Genomic DNA, 20,585 nt, shown 5'->3' with positions numbered 1-20,585 from the left:
TAACCTATTTTCGGGGTTCAAATTTAGTGAAAAATAATGACATTCATCACGAAATACAGGTTTTGGTTAATTTAAAATCAGTCTAAATAAGCCTCTTTTACGGCTGTTTTTTGAAGTATTTTCTTCCAAGAATCCAAGTTGAAAGTGTGGTGAACGAGACCACGGTGATAGAACTTGCAGGCATAATCAATGCGGCGAAAAGCGGGTGCATATGTCCTGTAACTGCGTAACTTAAACCAATGACATTGTAAAGAAAACTGATTATAAATGTCATTTTCACAATGGTGATCGAGCCTTTGCATACGCTCAGGTATTTGTCCAAGGTTACCACTTTTTCACCATTCATGATTACGTCGGAAGATGGAGTAAAGCTGTTGGTGTCATCTGAAATGGCAATTCCTACATTGCTTTGTTTTAAAGCTCCGGCATCATTCAGTCCATCTCCCAACATCGCTACCTTTAAGTTTTTATCCTGTAAGGTTTTGATGTAATTCAGTTTGTCTTCAGGGTTTTGGTTGAATGCCATTCCTTGGTAATTGGGAATCAGTTCTTTAAGCTGGTTCTCTTCAGAAGAATTATCACCACTCAAAATGAAAATTTTATAATCGGTAAGTTTTTTAAACAGATTGCTGAGTCCTGGTCGGTATTCGTTTTTAAAGATAAATTTACCTAAGAATTCATTATTTTTGCTGATATAAACAGCGGTTTCTAGGTTTTTAGATTCCTGATTGTTATATCTGGCTGAACCTATTTTGTAAAGGTTTTCTCTTACGCTTGCCTCATATCCTTTCCCGGAAATTTCCATAAAATTTTCAACAGGGAAATAGCCGTCATTAATTTCAATGAACTCATAGAGAGACTTTGAGAGCGGGTGGTTGGAGTTTTTTAATAAGGTTTTAATGTTTTGTAAATCAAAATCTTTAATCTCAGAACCTTCGTATTTGATATTTGATTTTTTTCTGTGCGTAATGGTTCCTGTTTTATCAAAAACGATAGTGTTCAGCTTGGCAATCTTTTCTATCGTTAAAGTGTCTTTTACATAAAATTTATTTCGGCCTAAAATCCTCATAATGTGACCAAAAGTAAAAGGGGCAGATAACGCAAGCGCACATGGACAGGCGATAATCAGAATGGCGGAAATGACCTGGAACATCTTTTCTAAATCCACAGTCGCCCAGTAAATTCCTGAAATAAGTGCAATGCCTAAAATGATGAATGTGAAATATTTACTGATATTGTTCGTCAGTGTGTCAAGCCCTGTTTCGTGTTTTTTGAAAGCTTCCTTATTCCAGAGCTGAGTCAGGTAACTTTGGTCTACATCTTTTATGACTTCTAATTCCAGAGAAGAACCGATTTGTTTTCCTCCGGCAAAAATTTTATCTCCGGGTTGCTTGCTGATCGTAGCACTTTCTCCTGTGATAAAGCTGTTGTCGATATTTCCTTCGCCATTGATGAGAATAGCATCAACCGGTATGATTTCCTGGTTTCTAACCAAAATTCTGTCACCGATTTTTATCTCTGAAAGTAAAATATTGTCTTGTTTTCCTTCAAAATTAACCTTGGTTACAGCGATCGGATAAAACGATTTGTAATCTCTGTCGTAGGAAAGAGCATTGTAAGTTCTTTTCTGGAAGATTTTCCCTAAAAGCATGAAGAATAAAAGTCCGCACAAGGTGTCAAAATATCCGGGACCGTAATCGGTTACGATCTCATAAACACTTCTTCCGAAAAGAACAATAATTCCCAAAACGATAGGAACATCAATATTGACGATTTTATTTTTTAAACCGTACCATGCGGATTTGTAATAATCAGAAGCTGAATAGAATACAACAGGGATTGCTAAGAGACACATCAGCGTTCTAAAAAGACCTTTGTAATGATCCATCCAATAATCTTCCCCTCCTACATATTCAGGAAAAGCCAAAAACATTCCGTTACCGAAAGCAAAAGCAGCAATCGCAAACTTTACCAGAAGAGATTTGTCAAGGTGGTCAACGTTTTTGTCAGCAGTTTCAAGACTGATAACTGGTTTGTATCCCAGATTCGTTAAAAAATTAGCTAGTTCGCTTAATTTTAAATCATTATGGTTGAAAGAGATCTGTAAGGTCTTTCTTGTGAAATTAACTTGTGAATACTTGATATTTTTATTTAAAGTATGAAGGCTTTCCAGCAGCCAAATGCAAGATGAACAGTGGATTACAGGGATTTTGAACGTAACCAGACTCGTTCCTCCTTCTGAGAAATCAGTGATCTTGTCAAAGATTTCAGGAGTATCTAGATAATCAAACTGGGTTGAGTTTTCATCACTTGGACGAATTCCGGCTCTCTTATTCAGTTCATAGAAATTACTTAAATTATTGATATTCAGAATTTCATAAACAGATTTACAGCCGTTGCAACAAAAGACTTTTTCGTCAAACAGAATTTGTTCCTTTTCTATCCCTTGACCACAATGAAAACAGTTCTCGCTCACCTTCATAAATTATTGAAGCACAAAATTATAACAATTTTTTTTGTTTATCGAGTTAAAAAGTTCTATTTTTGTGATAAATGTCATATTAAGATGCCGCAGGAACAACAGCTCGCTATTGAAGAAAGATTTGCCAGAGTTTTTAATGATAAATCATTCAAAGAAAGACTTTCTAATGCAGATTTTGAGAAATACATTAGCGCAAAGAAAAAAATGAGTTTTCAAAAGCACGACATCATTTTCGAAGACGGAGAAATCCCAAAAGGAGTTTATGTTTTGGAAAAAGGTGCTGCTAAACTATCTAAGTCAGGAGCTTTTGGAAAAGATCAGATTTTAAGATTTATAAAAGAAGGCGATATCATCGGGTATCGTGCTTTGCTTTGTGGTGAGAATTTTCAGGCAAAAGCCGAAGCTATGACAGATGTTGAATGTACTTTTCTTCCTTCAGATGTTTTCATGCACCTTCTAGAAGTAGATCCTCAGCTTTCATTTGTGATGCTTCAGAAAATTTCTTACGAATTAGGAGAGTCTTCCAATACCATTACTTTCTTGGCCCAAAAAACAGTACGAGAAAGATTAGCTGAAATTTTATTGCTTCTTGAGCAAAAATTAGGCGTAGATCCGGAAGGATTCATCAAAATTTCTTTAACAAGAGAAGAAATTGCAAATATTATAGGAACAGCAACAGAAAGTGCTATCCGCTTGATTTCCGAGTTTAAACAAGATAGTCTTATCGAAGTAGACGGGCGAAACATCAAGATTCTTAACCACGACAAATTAATGAAACTAGGTCACGTAGTTTTATAAAAATCATACAAAACTTTAAGTCGGCTCAAGGCCGACTTTTTAACTTTTAAAAAATAGATACATTATGTCTGTTCATTCTGAGATTAAAAAAGTTACCACTGAAACCTTGCGTAAAATGAAATTCGACAAGGAAAAAATAACAATGCTGACGGCGTACGATTTTACTACTGCGAAAATGGTGGATGCAGGAGGAATAGATGCTGTTTTGATAGGAGATTCTGCAGCGAATGTGATGGCAGGTTTTGAAACAACGCTGCCTATTACTTTAGACCAGATGATTTATCACTCTCAAAGTGTAGTAAGAGGAACCGACAGAGCTTTGGTTGTTGCAGATTTACCTTTCGGAACTTATCAGAGCAATCCTGAAAAAGCATTGGAATCTGCAGTTAGGATGATGAAAGAAGGAGGAGCCCATGCTGTGAAAATTGAAGGAGGTAAGGAAATCTCAAAATCAATTAAGAAAATTATCAATGCAGGAATTCCTGTGATGGGGCATTTGGGATTAACACCACAGTCTATCTATAAATTTGGAACCTATAAAGTAAGAGCTAAAGAGGAAGCAGAAGCTGAAAAGTTGATTGCAGACGCTCAGCTTTTGGAAGAGCTTGGATGTTTCTCTGTTGTGTTAGAAAAAATTCCGGCAGACCTTGCTAAAAAAGTTACAGAAGCAATTTCTATCCCGACCATCGGAATCGGAGCAGGTCCTCACTGTGACGGACAGGTTTTAGTGTATCACGATATGGTTGGAATGAACAAAGGTTTCAGTCCTAAATTTTTAAGAAGATATCTGGATCTGTATACAGAAATCACCGGAGCCGTTGCTCAATATGTGAAAGATGTTAAAGGCCAGGATTTCCCTAATGAAAATGAAAGTTATTAATTCATGAATCAAAATCTTCAAACTATTCAAGGGGCCATTTCTATTTTAGCAGTCGTTTGTCTGGCTGTAGGATGGTTTAATTTATTTTCTCCTGAAGTAAATGCACTCCTTTCCAAAAGAATATTCTATATTGTTGTTGGTGTAAGTTTTATTTTACAGGTGCCATTACTGATCAATAAGAAATTTGTTTATCCTATGTATGCTGCTGCCGGACTTTGTATTGTCGGGGCTTTTTTACCCTATGATTCAAATTTTACAGGAATGAAAACCATTGGCCTTTTGATAGGAGTTATTATTTCCTTTTCCAACAGATCCAACTATCGTCAGTAAAGTATGGAAGAGCAGATTGTATATGAAGACAACCATCTTCTGATTATTAACAAAAAAGTAGGACAGCTTGTTCAGGGTGATAAAACCGGCGATCAATCATTATTAGAATTAATCAAAGACTTTATAAAAAAAAGAGATAACAAACCGGGGAATGTCTTCCTCGGTTTAGTGCATCGTATTGATAGGCCTACCTCTGGTTTAGTGATTTATGCTAAAACTTCCAAAGCTTTATCCCGGCTGACTCAAATGGTCAAAAATCGTGAAGTAAAGAAGACCTATTGGGCAGTTGTTGCAAAAGAAATGATTCCACAATCTCAAAGACTGATTCACTATTTAAAAAAGAACGAAAAAAATAATAAGGCTATTGTTTTTCCAAAGGCTACTGATGGAGCTAAAGAAGCGATTCTTACGTATAACGTTATTAAAACTTTAGATAATTATCTTTTGCTTGAAATTGACCTTGAGACAGGAAGACATCATCAGATCCGTGCTCAGTTGTCCAAGATTGGAGTGCCAATTAAAGGGGATTTAAAATACGGTTCACCTCGTTCAAATCCGGACGGAGGAATTAATCTTCATGCCAGAAAACTGGAATTTATCCATCCTGTTACTAAAGAAAAAATAGAAATTATTGGTCCTGTTCCACAAAATGATGCCATTTGGAGAGCTTGTGAAATAGAATAAGGATTAGTAGTGTTGGCAATGAAAGATGGAATTGAACACTCTATAAGGATTATTAAGAAAACAGAAAAATATATTTGAATTAAAGAGCGGTGGATAACATCGCTCTTTTTATTTTCAAAAAACAAAATTTTGCACATTTCAAAAAAATGTCTACCTTCGTCTCAACTTTAGGGGTGTCTGTTGACAAAACAGGCTGAGATTTTACCCTTTGAACCTGATTTCTAGATCATACTAGCGTAGGGAAAAGTGAGATGACTTTGCTGTACATTCTATTGTACAATGGCGGGCATTCCTAAAGTATATTTAAAAAATTTAGGAATGGAGCTCACAATCAATCACACACTCAGAACTTTTGATGTACTTCCCGAAACATTGGAAGCATTACTTGCTATGGAGATACCCCAAAAACGAAAAGGGATCGCTGTAGCACTCAACAATCGCATTATTCCGCAGTCATTCTGGGCGGAAACATTTCTCAGCAACAAAGATTCAATTTTAATTATCACTGCTACTCAAGGCGGTTAATCTTTATAAAAACAATCATTATATGGCTCATAACATTACACGTTCGCCGTTTCCGAACTCAAAAAAAATCTATGTTGAAGGGAAAATTCACCCGATTAATGTAGCAATGCGTGAAATAGAACTAAGCCCGACAAAATTGTCCAACGGAACTTTAGAACACAATCCATCCGTTACAGTTTACGATACATCGGGAGCTTATACAGACGAAAATTCTGAAATTGATATTGAAAAAGGCCTCCCAAGAATAAGAGAAAAATGGATTTTGGACAGAAATGATGTAGAAATTCTGGATGGAATTACGTCAGAATATGGGAAAGCCCGTCTTGCCGATTCAAAATTGGATGGATTGCGTTTTTCTTACAACCATAAACCGAAAGTAGCGAAAGAAGGTCAGGAAGTTACCCAATTATATTACGCAAAGCAGGGAATAATCACTCCCGAAATGGAATATATTGCCATCAGAGAAAACCAAAGAATCGAACAGCTGGACTCTGTTTCAAAAGAAATGGCCTTTCAGCATCCGGGAAATAGTTTTGGAGCAAAAACTCCCAAAAATAAAATTACTCCTGAATTTGTAAGAGACGAAATTGCGGCTGGAAGAGCAATTATTCCAAACAATATCAATCACCCGGAAAGTGAACCGATGATTATTGGAAGAAATTTCTTAGTTAAAATAAATGCCAATATCGGGAACAGCGCCGTTTCATCAAGTATCGAGGAAGAAGTTGAAAAAGCAGTTTGGGCTTGTCGATGGGGAGCAGATACCATTATGGATTTATCAACCGGAAAAAATATTCATGAAACCAGAGAATGGATCATCAGAAACAGCCCGGTTCCGATTGGTACAGTTCCTATTTACCAGGCATTGGAAAAAGTAAAAGGAGTTGCGGAAGATTTAACCTGGGAAATTTTTAAAGATACTTTAATTGAACAGGCCGAGCAGGGAGTTTCTTATTTCACGATTCATGCAGGGGTTTTACTGAGATATATTCATCTTACGGCAAAACGTGTGACAGGAATTGTTTCCAGGGGAGGATCTATCATGGCAAAATGGTGCCTGTATCATCATAAAGAAAACTTTTTGTACACCCACTTCGAAGAAATCTGTGAAATCATGAAAAAATATGATGTTGCTTTCTCTTTAGGAGACGGTCTTCGTCCGGGATCAATTGCTGATGCCAATGATGAGGCACAGTTTGCAGAACTGGAAACGTTAGGTGAGCTTACAAAAATTGCATGGAAACATAACGTTCAGGTAATGATCGAAGGTCCCGGTCACGTTCCGATGCATATGATCAAAGAAAATATGGACAAACAGCTGGAAGAATGTCATGAAGCACCATTTTACACTTTAGGTCCATTAACTACTGATATTGCACCGGGTTATGATCATATCACTTCGGGAATTGGAGCGGCAATGATTGGCTGGTTTGGCTGTGCGATGTTGTGCTATGTAACGCCGAAAGAACATTTAGGACTCCCAAATAAAGAAGATGTGAAAGTTGGAGTGATTACCTATAAACTTGCTGCTCATGCTGCAGATTTGGCGAAAGGTCATCCGGGAGCACAATACAGAGATAATGCTTTGAGCAAAGCCAGATTTGAATTCCGCTGGGAAGACCAGTTCAACCTTTCACTGGATCCGGATACGGCAAGATCTTATCATGATGAAACACTTCCTGCAGACGGAGCAAAAATTGCACACTTCTGCTCAATGTGCGGACCTAAATTCTGTTCCATGAAAATCACTCAGGAAATCCGTGAATCTGCAGAAAAAGGAATGCTTGATAAATCACAGGAATTCATTGAAAAAGGGAAGGAAATTTATATATGATCGTTGTAATCACCCCCGAAGAACATGTTCAGAACGAAACTGAAATTATCAATGAATTGTTTCAGGAAGGATTGGATTTGCTTCATATCAGAAAGCCTTTTATCGATGAAGAAGAAATGAAGGGTTTTATAGAAGAGATAAATCCTGAATTTCATGCTCAACTGGTTTTGCACAGTCATTATGACTTAGCGAAAGATTTTAAGATTTCAAGATTTCATTTCAGAGAAATTGACAGACAAAATAGATTGTCTCAGCCTTTTGAAGATAAAATCATTTCAACATCTGTTCATGATATGGAAACTTTTAATGAACTGGGTAATGAATGGGAATATTCATTTGTCAGTCCTGTTTTTCCGAGTATTTCTAAAAAAGGATATGGAGAAAATTCAACGATTTTAAATGATATTAAAAGACGGAAGAATTCAAAAGTGAAACTGGTTGCTTTGGGAGGAATTAATGAAAGCAATATTCATGAAGTTTTCGGGGAGAATACTAATGGCGTTGCTTTATTAGGAGTAATATGGGAAAATAAAGAACCTATACGGATTTTCAGAAAATGCAGACAGAACGTCCTTTCGTAATGAGTATAGCCGGCTACGATCCAAGTGGCGGAGCCGGTTTATTGGCAGATATAAAAACCTTTGAACAAATACAAGTGCAGGGATTTGGAGTTTGTACAGCTATGACAGTTCAAACGGAATCTCAGTGTTTAAGTTTGGAATGGCAGCCTTTAGATAAAATTTTATCCACCATTGATATCCTAATGAAAAAATATGATGTTAAAGCTGTGAAAATTGGAGTGGTTAAGGATGCCGAATGTATAACTCAGATTGTAGAAAAGATCAAATCTGTTAATGCTGCTGCAAAGATTGTTTGGGATCCTGTCTTGAAAAGCACTTCTGAGTTTTCTTTTTTTGATTTAAACACAATTTTAGATTTAAAAAATGTTTTAAACAGAATTGATTTAATTACTCCCAATTATAATGAATACAAAGTTTTAGAGGAAAATCATCTTTTTGAAAATCTCGAAAACCGACGTTCAGTTTTAATTAAAGGAGGGCACAGAAAAGATAAATTGGGAACAGATATTTTAATTCAAAAAGAAAAAGAAATATCCATTGAACCGAATGATACAACTTCTGTTTTTTACCCAAAACATGGTTCAGGTTGCGTGCTTTCTTCAGCAATTGCAAGTTATTTAGCAAAAGGAGAAGGCTTAGAAACGGCCTGTAGAAAGGGAAAACAATACATTGAAAAATTTTTAACAAGCAATCCGACTTTATTAGGATTTCATTCAAATTAAAAAATGGAAAAATTACAATACATCTCTCAAGGGTTCACCATAGAAGATCAGGAGCTTAATATTAGAAAGGCTCTTGACCATGGAATAAAATGGATCCAGGTTCGCTGGAAAAATGCTCTAGAGAATGAATTCATTAAACTTTGTGAAATTTCAAAAAAAATATGTTCAGACAATCAGACGGTTTGTATTATAAATGACCACGTTCAGATTGCAAAAAATGTTGATGCCGATGGTGTTCATTTAGGATTAAAAGACACCTCAATTGAAACCGCCCGAAATATTTTAGGCGAAAATAAAATTATTGGAGGTACAGCCAATACAATTTCGGATGTTCTCCTGCGAATGTATGAACCGTGTGATTACATCGGTCTAGGACCTTTACGATTTACTTCCACTAAAGAACAGCTAAGTCCTATTTTAGGATTTGAAGGTTATCAAAAGATTATTGAGAACTTAAAAGAAAGATCTTTAGTGATCCCGAAAATATTTGCGATTGGCGGAGTGATTTTAAATGATATCGAATTATTGCAGAAAATCGGAATTTACGGAGTTGCAGTTTCAGGACAAATAACCAGCCAACCTTCTATTATTAATCAATTTAAAACAGCATTGGAATGAAAAATCAACCTTTAATTATAGCAGACAGAACTTTTGAATCAAGATTGTTTTTAGGAACCGGAAAATTTGGAAACCTTTCTGAAATGACCGATTCCATTATTGCTTCAGGAAGTGAGATGGTAACCATGGCTTTAAAACGGATCGACTCTCAGTCTTCGGAAGATGATTTACTGAATGCGTTAAAGCCAACAAAAGCTCATCTTTTGCCTAATACATCAGGAGCAAGAACAGCTAAAGAAGCGGTTTTGGCAGCACAACTGGCAAGAGAAGCTCTGGAAACCAACTGGGTGAAACTGGAAATTCATCCCGATCCGAAATATTTATTGCCCGATCCGATAGAAACTTTATATGCTACAGAAGAATTGGCGAAATTAGGATTTATCGTAATGCCATATATTCATGCTGATCCGGTTTTGTGTAAGCGTCTTGAAGATGCTGGAACCGCGGTGGTAATGCCTTTAGGAGCGCCAATTGGAACCAATAAAGGGCTGAAAACCTTAGACTTTTTAGAAATTATCATCAGTCAGAGTAATGTTCCTGTTGTGGTAGATGCGGGAATCGGAGCTCCTTCTGATGCGGCGAAAGCAATGGAAATGGGAGCAGATGCAGTGTTGGTAAATACAGCAATAGCTGTTGTCGGAAATCCTGTCAATATGGGATTAGCTTTTAAAGAAGGAGTTATTGCCGGAAGAAGAGCTTTTGAAGCAGGTTTGGGAGCAATTGCACAACATGCGGAAGCATCAAGTCCTCTGACTTCTTTTTTGTTGGATTAAAATTAATTTTTATGAAAAGTTTTAAAGATTTTTTTGAGCATTATCAATGGGATGAGGTAAAAGCAAAACTTGAAAAAGTGACTTTAGCCGATGTGGAAAGAAGCCTTCAAAAAAGTAGTAAAACAATCGAAGATTTTCTGAATCTAATTTCTCCTGTCGCCGCTCAGAAGCTGGAATTGATGGCGAAAATAACACAGCAACTTACCCAAAAGCGATTCGGAAAAACCATTCAGCTCTATGCTCCGTTGTATCTGAGTAATGAATGTCAGAATATCTGTACCTATTGTGGCTTCAGCCTAGATAATTCCATTAAGAGAAAAACACTTACTGATATAGAATTAATGATCGAAGCAACAGTTTTAAAATCAATGGGGGTGAATCATGTCTTGTTGGTAAGCGGAGAAGCAAATAAAACAGTTGGAATTGACTATTTCTTGAATGCCGTGAAATTATTAAAACCTCATTTTGCCAACATTTCAATTGAAGTTCAGCCTTTATCGGAGCAAGAATATAAACAGTTGCATGATGCGGGTGTGAATGCCGTTTTAGTCTATCAGGAAACCTACCATCAGGAAGTGTATAAAGAATACCATCCGAAAGGCAAAAAATCAAATTTCAATTTCCGTCTGGAAACTCCCGACAGAATTGGCAAAGCCGGAATTCATAAAATGGGATTAGGCGTTTTATTAGGTCTGGAAGACTGGAGAGTGGATAGTTTTTTCAACGCGCTTCATATCGACTATCTTCAAAAACAATACTGGAAGAGCAGATATTCGGTTTCGTTTCCAAGGCTTCGACCGGCCGAAGGAATTATTGAGCCTAATTTTATCATGTCAGACAGAGATTTGTTGCAACTCATCTGCGCTTACAGAATCTGGAATGAAGATTTGGAAATCTCCATTTCTACAAGAGAAAATGAAAAATTCAGGGATCATATTATATCATTAGGAGCAACAGCGATGAGTGCGGCTTCTAAAACCAATCCGGGAGGATATGCGGTAGATAAAGAATCCTTGGAACAGTTTGAAACCAGCGACGAAAGAAGCATGGAGGAAATCAAAAATATTATTAAAAAAGCGGGTTATGACCCGATTATGAAAGATTGGGACGCGGTTTATTCGGGAGTATTATAAAGATTACTTATGAAAAATGAAGATAGGCTGGAAAGATACAGCCGACAGATTTTTATAGAAGAAATCGGTTTGGAGGGGCAGCGAAAAATCATGAATGCTAAAGTGCTGGTGATTGGAGCCGGAGGTTTGGGAAGTCCCGTCATTCAGTATTTGGCAGCAGCCGGAGTTGGAACATTAGGCGTTGTGGATTTTGATGAGGTCGAACTTCATAATTTGAACAGACAGATCATTCATAATGAAAACTCTGTCGGCATTTCTAAAGTTAAAAGCGCAGAAGAATTTGTAAAAAAACTTAATCAACAGGTACAATTCATTTCTATTGAACAGAAAATAGATGAATCGAATGCAGAAGAAATGATTTCCCAATTTGATATAATCGTAGATGGTTCTGATAATTTCAAAACGAGATATTTAGTTAATGATGTCTGTGTGAAACTTAATAAGCCCTTAATTTATGGAAGTATTCTTGGTTTTTCAGGACAGGTTGCGATTTTCAATTGTAACGGAAGCAAAAATTTAAGAGATATTTTTCCGGAGCCGCCTTTTAATGAAGATCTTCCAGATTGCGATAGCTTGGGAGTTCTCGGTGCATTACCGGGAATTGTAGGAAGTATGATGGCTAATCTGACCTTGAAACTCATAACAGATTTACCTTTACAATTAAATCAGTTCACACTAATCGATACGCTGGAATGGAGATTTCAGACGGTTAATTTTTAATAATTATATTGTTTTAAAAGAAACGAGTCAGCAAATATTGGCTGACTCGTTGTTTATTATGTTTTGATTATTGTCCCTGCTGCATCACTCCACCATTTTCTTCTTTTTTGGTTTGATTTAAAATATTGCTATCTTCTTTTGCCAGTTTATTTTTTGTAGGAATTTTATAATTGATTGACAATCCAAAGTTTCTGGTATCGTATTTATTTCTCAAAATAACACTTTCACCTCCTCCAGGAGGATTCGAGCGTACCTGCATCACCTGTCCGTTGAAAATATCATTTGCAAAAACAGAAACCGTCAGACGATTATCCATAAATTTTTTTGTTAAAGTAATATCAACATTATTATTGAACGGTTTTTCTGCAGTAAAGTAGAAATATCCTGCTTTTGGGGTCAAGTAACTCCAATTCGCTGTTAACTTAATATCTTTCGGTAAAATTACCTGAGCCATCGCATTGAAAATCCAAAATCCTTTGTTGTTTAAATTATCAATATCATGTTTTTGATAGCCTGCGTACAAATACATGAAATTAATTTTATCAGGATTAAAATTAAACTTCATAATCTCGCTCAACGGCTTGCTGAAAATCATAAAAGGAATTGGTAGTCCTACATTAAAATTATGAATTTTCATATCCGAAATATTCACCTGCTCATTGTAAAGATTTTTTCCATCTTTTCTTATAATCTGTGCGACCTGATTTTTCGCGGAACTTACACTGTATCCAATGAAAGCATAATCAAATGCTGAAATTTTCAATTCATAATTATCAAAAATTGTAGGCTGTAGATTCGGATTACCTGTAATCTGGGTGTTTGGGCCCTGGAATGTTGTGTTATTCGGGTTCAGAGCAGAAATACTCGGTAAACTGATCTTCTTATTATAATTCGCGGCAATATAAACCTGATTCATCAAATTGTACTGAACACTCGCATTCGGGAATAATTTAAATTTATTAAAAGGAATTAAATCTTTCTGAACAACCGCATTTGTACTGTCAAGAACTCTTGTGACACCCGAAATATCATAATTTTCAGCCCGTGTTCCTACGATGAAATCAAACTTTTTAAGCTTAGCCTGAAATTCAAGATAGGTTGAAGTTGTTTGTCTTTTGTATTCCAAATTGGTTAAACCCTTACTTTCCGTATCAAAATCCTGATTTTCATACAAACCTCCCAAACTTACTTTTCCGCCATCTAAAATTTTGATAGGTTGAGAATAGTCGACTTTGAAATTAGCAATTCTCATGTCAGATTTGTTATTTAGAACATTCCCTCCGACAATTGAAATCGCTTGATTGTTATCTGTATATTTTCCTGTTCTGGAAATATTATCCTGATCAAATTTACTATCAGATTTTGTATATCCAAACTGAAAATCTAATTTTTGAGCTTTGTCTGCAAAACGTTTTTGATAAGTAGCCACTGCTTCCTGTCTTATATTATTAGTATGAGCAGCATCAGACGCATCAAATATGAAATCTCTATATTGATATTGTTGTGGATTTGTATTAGGGATTTTAATGGTTTCAATTCCTTCTCCACTACTCAAAGTATAATTATCATTATTATTGTGATAAATATCGTAGTTCAATAATAATCTGTCCTGTCCAAGATCAAAAGTTAAGCCTGATTTTGCAAAATATCCACGACCGACTCTGTCTGTATTGCTCAACAATAAATTATCCTGATTCGTATTCAGCATACTTTCACGGTAATTCTGGCCAAAATTCAATTGCCATCCAAATAATTTATTTCGGGCATTCAAATTCATAGAATTGCTCGTTCTGCTTCTGAATTTATCATAATTCGTAAAAGAATAATTTCCTGAATACGTTGCTGTTAAATATTTATTAGCATTTTTATTCGTAATAATATTCATGATGGCTCCTCCGGAAGTTGCTGGGAATTCCGCACCGGGTTGTGTGATTACCTCAATTCTATCAACTGAGTTTGCAGGCATTCCTTCAAGAAAAGAATTCAGTTCGTTTGAGGTAATATTTAAAGGTCTTCCGTTTAAATAGACATCCAGGATTTTCCCCTGATACATCATTCCGGCGATGTCTGTAGAAACCAGTCCCGGAAGTTTTTTAATGCCTTCTAAAACGTTTCCGTTATTAAGCTGAGGCTGCTCCGAGAAATCAAAAATCGTACGGTCTGCTTTCTGTTCAACGGCTTTTTTAGTTTTGGTAATCGTTACCGCTTCAATTTGCTTTTCTTTTACCTGGCTATTAGTTTTTTCCTGGGCATATGTGAACACGGCTCCCAAAAAAGATAAAGCAATAATTGTTTTTTTCATAATGTTTTTCTACTATAAGGTTAGACGTAGAAAAATATTTTTTGTTACAAACTGTAGAATAAAAAATTCAGGAAGCTATTTTAAATAATGAAAAATATCATCAAGTTTATATTTTGGGCTTCTTTTAAGAAAATCCATAAAAAATGCAGTATGGGTTCCGCCCATCAAAATAAATATTCTGTCGTTTTTATCCACCTGAATCTGATTTAAATTAGAAAACATGACCAGATTTCTATGATAAAACTTTGCGGCTTCATCAGCTCCTTCAGATTTCCCTTTTGATGAAATATACGTAAGAATATCTGCATTAATATTGATTAAGCTTTCCAGATATTTGGGCTGATTATTCAGTGTAAATAATTGTTGAAAAGGGACTCCTGTTTCTGGATTTATTTTCTCATTTTCATCAATTAATTTCCAGTAATCTCCGGTTGTTTTTTTATCTACTTTTTGCGAAACCGAATTTCCAATTCCATAATTATAGTTTTCTTTATAATCTATTCCATAAATCTTTTTTGCACCGCTTAATCTTCCGACTTCATAAGCCAAAAGCTCTCTTTCATCCGGGTTTTTAAATTTTGTCTCCGGATTTTTTATATAATTAAGATAATCAATGTTTCTTATGCTGTCGTTCTTCGGAAGATCTTCTATGATGATAATGGTAGGCTTAAATTTAGCCAGCATTTGAGCAATTTTCCTTACCTCATTCTGATTTTTAAGATTATGTTCATCAAATTCTGTACTGTTTGCATCAGAAGTTTCTCCCATATGAAAAGTGGCTACATTTAAGACTGGAACAGCATCGTCGAATTTATCTTTAAATTCAAATTTCTGTGCATTTAACAAAATGGAAAAAGCGAAAATTGTAATAGTTGTGATCAGGTTTTTCATGGTAATTTTAGATTATTTTAGTGAATCAAATTCGGTGTAATCAAATTCAGGTGACGAGGTAAATAATTGTCTTAATACAGAAGCATGACCATTTCCGGCAATTACCAAGATTCTGTCTTCAGAGTTATGCGGGATATTCTGAATATTTCTAAACATTCTCAGGTTTCTGTTGTACCAGTACAAAGCCAGCATATCTGCGCCGTCATGCTCTCTCAACTTAAAATCTCCTGTCAGATAAGCACCATATTCATACTTGTGATATTCCTTACTGTTCATATATTTAAAAAGCTCCAACAATGATTTGAAGTTTTTAGGTTCCGAATTTTTGAAGAAATCATTATATTGTTTTGAAATGGCGTCATTACTCAAAAAATCGTAATCTGCACTCAGATTTTTAAAATATAATGAATCTGTCTTTCCGAATTTTTCCTGTAAATCATCCAAAACAGAACTCGCATCAATACTGTACAGTTCATTTAAATTAAGCTCTTTTGCAATTCGCATGGCAAGCTGGTAGCGTTCATCTCTTTGATTTGTGTGTTTATCTTCTTTGTATTCTTTTAATTTTTGATTCGCATTCCAGTTTGGCCATGCTTCTATTGCAATTTTTGTAGGCTTGAATTTTTTAATATAATTGATAAGTTCCGTTACTTCTTTTGATGTTTTGGGTGACAGAACATCTACCTGATTTCCTTTTTCTGTTTTATGAGCATCAAGATTTGGATAGTCAAAATGAAATGATCCCACTACTAGAACTTTCGTTTTGGGATTTGGGAAATATTCTGATGGTTTTTTCTGTGCTGAAATGAATGCTGATAAACAAACTAAAACGGTATATAATAATGTTTTCATGAGATTGATTTTTTGACAAATTTATAAGCTCTGTGAGTGATCTGAAATATTGTTTCGACCAACACAGAATGAATCAGGATAAAACAATTTTTATCGGATAAAATGAATCGTTTGTCGAAAAATAAGTTTTGAACTTATTATAAAATCTATTTTTGTTGTATGAAAATTAATAAATTACTTTATCTGCATATTTTCTTTTGGACCATTTATGTATCCGGAGCGGTCCTCATTCCGTATTTTGTCTTTCATTCCAATAGTACGATTTTTAATATTACTTTTTTTATTACAAGTATTATCTGTTTTTATGTCAATTATTGTATTGTAGTTCCTAGATTTTTTGATGCAGATAAAATTTATAAATCTTTTTTTGCATTTTTCCTCAGTGTAGCCTCTTTTGTTGTCGTAAGATATTTTGTGGAAGAATGGTTTTTACCTCAATTTTTCGGGATCAGGAATTATGCAGAAAATATAAGTTTTACCTTTTATTTCTTTGATAATATTTTTTACAGCAGCACCACTATTTTTATCAGTACTACTTTTTGGTTTTTCAAATATTCAATTCTTGCGGAAGAAGAAAAGACACAATTGATGGAAGCTAAAAAAAATGCAGAATTACAGGCTTTAAAAACACAGATCAATCCGCATTTTATCTTTAATTCTTTAAATAATATCTATTCTCTGGTGTATCAAAAATCGGATAAGGCTTTGCCTGCACTTGAAGAATTAAGCCAATTGTTAAGATACAGTACAAAAGATCTTGAAGAAGATTTCATTAGTTTAGATAAAGAAATCGGCTATATTGATAGTTTAACGGCTTTGGAAAAACTAAGAATTAAAAATCCTGAATTATTAGTATTTGAAAAAAATATCAATCATCCTAAATTGAATATCTCACCAATGATTTTGGTTCCGTTTGTTGAAAATGCTTTTAAACATGGCGATTTCAGGAATAGAGGTTTTGATATGAAAGTTTCAGACGACAATCAAATGTTGCATTTTTATCTTTTAAATTCTAAAAAAGAAAGAATGAAAGATTCCGTTTCAGGAATTGGAATTGAGAATGTAAAAAAGAGGCTGGAAATTCTTTATCCTAAAAAACATGAGCTGAGCATAAAAGATTCGGAAACAGAATTTGTTGTAGATTTAAAGATTGATTTACGAAATGAATAAAATTAGATGTATTGTGGTAGATGACGAACCGTTGGCGATTTCGCTGTTGGAAAGTTATATCCGGGAAGTTCCTTTTCTTGAATTGGTATTCTCCACCGAAAATCCGATCGAAGCATTAGAATTTATTCAGAATAATGAATCTGATCTGGTTTTTTTGGATATTCAGATGCCGGAACTTACAGGGATCAATTTCATGAAAATTTTAGGTGATAAACTGAAGTATGTTTTGACCACTGCCTATTCCGAATATGCTTTGGAAGGTTATGAACATAATATTGTAGACTATCTTTTAAAACCGATTTCTTTTGAACGGTTTTATAAAAGTGCTTTAAAAGCCCAGGAACGTTTTGTGATCAATGAAAATAAGGAAGATGCCCATTTCTTTGTAAAATCATCCGGGCAGCAGCACAGAATCAGTTTTGAGAATATACTGTATGTGGAAAGCATCAAGGATTATGTCAATATCAGAACTTCGGAACAGGAATATATTGTCTTAGATACTTTAAAGTCGATGGAACAGCAGCTCCCCGAAAATTCTTTTGTGAGAATTCATAAATCTTTTATTATTAATTTAAATCAGATTAAAAATTTAGGAAGCAAAAAAGTAACTCTGATTTCTGAACAGGAAATTCCGATAGGAGAAAGTTTCAGAATGAATCTGTTGACCAAGATAAAATAAAAAAGCAACTTCAAAATGAAGTTGCTTTTTTCTATGATTAATTAAAATCTAACAATTAATTTTTCTCTTGTTGTTTGATCAGATTCAAAGCTGATCCAGCTTTAAACCAGTCGATCTGCTGATCATTGTACGTATGGTTTGCCATGATGATGTCTTTCGATCCGTCTTTATGAACAAATTCCAAAGTCAGTTGTTTCCCAGGAGCGAACTGATCAAGATCTAAGAAGTTTACCGTGTCATCTTCCAGGATTTTATCGTAATCAGCTTCATTAGCGAAAGTAATTCCCAACATTCCCTGTTTTTTAAGGTTCGTTTCATGGATTCTCGCAAATGATTTTACCAATACTGCTTTTACACCAAGGTGTCTTGGTTCCATGGCAGCGTGCTCTCTTGAAGAACCTTCCCCATAGTTTTGGTCTCCAACAACGATTGTTGGAACTCCTGCAGCTTTGTAAGCTCTCTGTACAGCAGGAACTTCTCCGTACTCTCCGGTTAATTCATTTTTAACTTTATTGGTTTCCATGTTGTAAGCATTGACAGCTCCGATCAACATGTTGTTTGAAATGTTATCAAGGTGACCTCTGTATTTCAACCAAGGTCCAGCCATAGAAATATGGTCAGTTGTACATTTTCCGAAAGCTTTGATCAAAACTTTAGCTCCGGTAATATTTTTGCCATCCCAAGCCGGGAATTCTTCTAGCAATTGCAATCTGTCTGAAGTTGGACTTACATTTACCACAACGCTTGATCCGTCTTCAGATGGAGCCTGATAACCGTTGTCATCCACAGCAAATCCTTTTTCCGGTAATTCGAAACCTTTAGGCTCATCTAATTTGATCTGCTCTCCAGCTTCGTTGGTTAAAGTATCTGTAATCGGGTTGAAGTCTAATCTTCCTGAAATCGCAACAGCAGCTACCATTTCCGGTGAAGCTACGAAAGCATGCGTATTAGGATTACCGTCTGCTCTTTTCGCAAAGTTTCTGTTGAATGAGTGAATAATAGAGTTTTTCTCTCCTTTTTCAGCACCTTCTCTGTCCCATTGTCCGATACAAGGCCCACAAGCGTTGGTAAAGATTCTTGCATTTTCAAATTTTCTGAAAGAATTCAGGAATCCGTCTCTTTCTGCTGTGAATTTTACCTGCTCAGAACCTGGATTGATCCCTAAGATAGCTTTTGGCTTCACCCCTTTAGCTACCGCATCTTCAACAATAGAAGCTGCTCTTGATAAATCTTCATAAGAAGAGTTGGTACAAGAACCGATCAATGCCCATTCTACTTCCAATGGCCATCCGTTGGCTTCGGCTTTAGCTCTGAATTCAGAAACTGGAGTTGCCAAATCTGGGGTGAAAGGTCCGTTAAGGTGAGGAGTCAGCTCAGAAAGGTTGATTTCAATTAATTGATCAAAATATTGTTCAGGATTTGCATATACTTCTGCATCACCTGTTAAGTGTTCAGCGATTTTATCTGCCGCGTCTACTACATCTTGTCTTCCGGTTGCCGCTAAATATCTTCTCATGGAATCATCATACCCAAAAGTAGAAGTTGTAGCCCCGATTTCAGCACCCATGTTACAGATAGTTCCTTTACCCGTTGCTGAAAGAGATTGAGCCCCCTCTCCGAAGTATTCTACGATGCATCCTGTTCCTCCTTTTACAGTAAGAATTCCTGCTACTTTTAGGATAACGTCTTTTGCAGAAGTCCATCCGTTCATTTTACCGGTTAATTTTACACCGATCAATTTTGGCATTTTAAGCTCCCAAGCCATTCCAGCCATTACATCCACGGCATCAGCTCCACCAACACCAATAGCTACCATTCCTAAACCACCTGCATTTACTGTGTGAGAGTCTGTACCGATCATCATACCTCCTGGGAATGCATAATTTTCTAGAACAACCTGGTGGATAATCCCAGCTCCTGGTTTCCAGAAACCGATTCCGTATTTATCACAAACAGAACTTAAGAAGTTGAAAACCTCTGAGTTTTTGTTGATTCCTTCCTGTAGATCTTTATCAGCTCCTACCTTCGCCTGAATCAGGTGATCGGCGTGAGCGGTTGAAGGAACAGCAACTTTAGTTTTTCCGGCCTGCATGAATTGTAAAAGTGCCATTTGTGCAGTGGCATCCTGCATAGCAACCCTGTCCGGTGCGAAGTCTACATAAGAGTTTCCTCTTTCATATTCTTGTGTTGCATTTCCTTCCCAAAGGTGAGTGTAAAGGATTTTTTCTGAAAGGGTAAGAGGTTTTCCCACAATCTGTCTTGCAGCAGCAATTCTCTCAGGGTAACGCTCGTACACTTTTTTGATCATATCAATATCAAAAGTCATATCTAATTTAATTTAGTTTAATTTTAATAGGTTTCTCCGTGTAGGTAAACGGAAAATTTATCTAATGCATTACATCAAAATCTATTCCTACGCTCTGTGTAAAGGATACATAAGATAAATGATTAAAATATTTTATGACTATGAAGTTAAGGAAAAAATGATTTTTTTGACATTGATGTAGGTTAAAATAATTCTTATTTGTCTTAAATAGAATGGTTCTAAACAAAATGGGAGACTTCAAAAAGAAATCTCCCATTTAATAATTGTAAAAATAGTCTTTCGGCT

19 protein-coding genes and 1 riboswitch are annotated in these 20,585 nt (G+C 35.6%); of the genes, 14 read left to right on the top strand and 5 right to left on the bottom strand.

Annotated features, from left to right (window positions below; translation table 11 throughout):
- Positions 1-97: 97 nt before the first annotated feature.
- On the bottom strand, positions 98-2,476 hold the full coding sequence (locus P0Y62_12140) for a heavy metal translocating P-type ATPase metal-binding domain-containing protein (GenBank protein ID WEK71804.1): 2,379 nt from the start codon (positions 2,474-2,476) through the stop codon (positions 98-100).
- Positions 2,477-2,566: 90 nt separating this feature from the next.
- Here P0Y62_12140 and P0Y62_12135 point away from each other — a divergent pair, with 90 nt between their 5' ends.
- The 12 genes from P0Y62_12135 (at position 2,567) to P0Y62_12080 (ending at position 12,080) form a co-directional block, all read left to right on the top strand.
- Positions 2,567-3,280, top strand: a complete 714-nt coding sequence (locus tag P0Y62_12135) for a Crp/Fnr family transcriptional regulator (protein WEK68599.1) — start codon at positions 2,567-2,569, stop codon at positions 3,278-3,280.
- A 64-nt stretch (positions 3,281-3,344) separates the two neighbouring features.
- Complete coding sequence (gene panB / locus P0Y62_12130; GenBank protein WEK68598.1) at positions 3,345-4,160, top strand: 3-methyl-2-oxobutanoate hydroxymethyltransferase; 816 nt, start codon at positions 3,345-3,347, stop codon at positions 4,158-4,160.
- Between the two features lie 3 nt (positions 4,161-4,163).
- Positions 4,164-4,490, top strand: coding sequence for a hypothetical protein (locus P0Y62_12125; protein WEK68597.1), 327 nt, complete (start codon positions 4,164-4,166; stop codon positions 4,488-4,490).
- A 3-nt stretch (positions 4,491-4,493) separates the two neighbouring features.
- The gene (locus P0Y62_12120) at positions 4,494-5,174 is read left to right on the top strand and encodes an RNA pseudouridine synthase (GenBank protein ID WEK68596.1); all 681 of its coding nucleotides are present in this window, start codon (positions 4,494-4,496) and stop codon (positions 5,172-5,174) included.
- A gap of 159 nt (positions 5,175-5,333) precedes the next feature.
- Positions 5,334-5,434, top strand: a riboswitch (TPP riboswitch).
- A 58-nt stretch (positions 5,435-5,492) separates the two neighbouring features.
- Complete coding sequence (thiS, locus tag P0Y62_12115) at positions 5,493-5,699, top strand: sulfur carrier protein ThiS (protein ID WEK68595.1); 207 nt, start codon at positions 5,493-5,495, stop codon at positions 5,697-5,699.
- Between the two features lie 22 nt (positions 5,700-5,721).
- Positions 5,722-7,533, top strand: coding sequence for a phosphomethylpyrimidine synthase ThiC (gene thiC / locus P0Y62_12110; protein ID WEK68594.1), 1,812 nt, complete (start codon positions 5,722-5,724; stop codon positions 7,531-7,533).
- Positions 7,530-8,114, top strand: coding sequence for a thiamine phosphate synthase (locus tag P0Y62_12105; protein ID WEK68593.1), 585 nt, complete (start codon positions 7,530-7,532; stop codon positions 8,112-8,114). Before thiC ends, P0Y62_12105 begins: the two co-directional genes overlap by 4 nt.
- Positions 8,090-8,836, top strand: a complete 747-nt coding sequence (locus tag P0Y62_12100) for a hydroxymethylpyrimidine/phosphomethylpyrimidine kinase (protein WEK68592.1) — start codon at positions 8,090-8,092, stop codon at positions 8,834-8,836. Before P0Y62_12105 ends, P0Y62_12100 begins: the two co-directional genes overlap by 25 nt.
- 3 nt (positions 8,837-8,839) lie before the next feature.
- A complete protein-coding gene (locus tag P0Y62_12095; protein WEK68591.1) occupies positions 8,840-9,454 on the top strand; it encodes a thiamine phosphate synthase in 615 nt (204 codons plus the stop codon).
- Positions 9,451-10,227: a thiazole synthase gene (locus P0Y62_12090; protein WEK68590.1), complete on the top strand. Its 777-nt coding sequence runs from the start codon at positions 9,451-9,453 to the stop codon at positions 10,225-10,227. The genes P0Y62_12095 and P0Y62_12090 overlap by 4 nt, the downstream gene beginning before the upstream one ends.
- Before the next feature lie 11 nt (positions 10,228-10,238).
- Positions 10,239-11,360 (top strand): 2-iminoacetate synthase ThiH, encoded by a 1,122-nt coding sequence (gene thiH, locus P0Y62_12085; GenBank protein WEK68589.1) that lies wholly within the window; start codon positions 10,239-10,241, stop codon positions 11,358-11,360.
- Between the two features lie 9 nt (positions 11,361-11,369).
- Complete coding sequence (locus P0Y62_12080; GenBank protein WEK68588.1) at positions 11,370-12,080, top strand: HesA/MoeB/ThiF family protein; 711 nt, start codon at positions 11,370-11,372, stop codon at positions 12,078-12,080.
- 67 nt (positions 12,081-12,147) lie between these two features.
- On the opposite strand, the gene P0Y62_12075 is transcribed toward P0Y62_12080, so the two are convergent.
- The 3 genes from P0Y62_12075 to P0Y62_12065 form a co-directional block, all read right to left on the bottom strand.
- Entirely contained in the window at positions 12,148-14,382 is a 2,235-nt protein-coding gene (locus tag P0Y62_12075) for an outer membrane beta-barrel protein (GenBank protein ID WEK68587.1), read from the bottom strand.
- A gap of 75 nt (positions 14,383-14,457) precedes the next feature.
- Positions 14,458-15,273 (bottom strand): DUF5694 domain-containing protein, encoded by an 816-nt coding sequence (locus tag P0Y62_12070; protein WEK68586.1) that lies wholly within the window; start codon positions 15,271-15,273, stop codon positions 14,458-14,460.
- A 12-nt stretch (positions 15,274-15,285) separates the two neighbouring features.
- Complete coding sequence (locus P0Y62_12065; GenBank protein ID WEK68585.1) at positions 15,286-16,125, bottom strand: DUF5694 domain-containing protein; 840 nt, start codon at positions 16,123-16,125, stop codon at positions 15,286-15,288.
- A gap of 159 nt (positions 16,126-16,284) precedes the next feature.
- Here P0Y62_12065 and P0Y62_12060 point away from each other — a divergent pair, with 159 nt between their 5' ends.
- Positions 16,285-17,295: a histidine kinase gene (locus P0Y62_12060; protein WEK68584.1), complete on the top strand. Its 1,011-nt coding sequence runs from the start codon at positions 16,285-16,287 to the stop codon at positions 17,293-17,295.
- A complete protein-coding gene (locus tag P0Y62_12055) occupies positions 17,288-17,974 on the top strand; it encodes a LytTR family DNA-binding domain-containing protein (protein ID WEK68583.1) in 687 nt (228 codons plus the stop codon). Before P0Y62_12060 ends, P0Y62_12055 begins: the two co-directional genes overlap by 8 nt.
- Positions 17,975-18,029: 55 nt before the next feature.
- Here the strand turns inward: P0Y62_12055 and P0Y62_12050 are convergent, their stop codons facing one another.
- Entirely contained in the window at positions 18,030-20,300 is a 2,271-nt protein-coding gene (locus P0Y62_12050) for an aconitate hydratase (protein WEK68582.1), read from the bottom strand.
- Between the last annotated feature and the right edge of the window lie 285 nt (positions 20,301-20,585).

It is taken from the genome of Candidatus Chryseobacterium colombiense (assembly GCA_029203185.1).
GTDB lineage: Bacteria > Bacteroidota > Bacteroidia > Flavobacteriales > Weeksellaceae > Chryseobacterium > Chryseobacterium colombiense.
The sequence above is the reverse complement of the archived record's forward strand: the minus strand, read 5'-3'. Positions and strand labels throughout refer to the sequence as shown.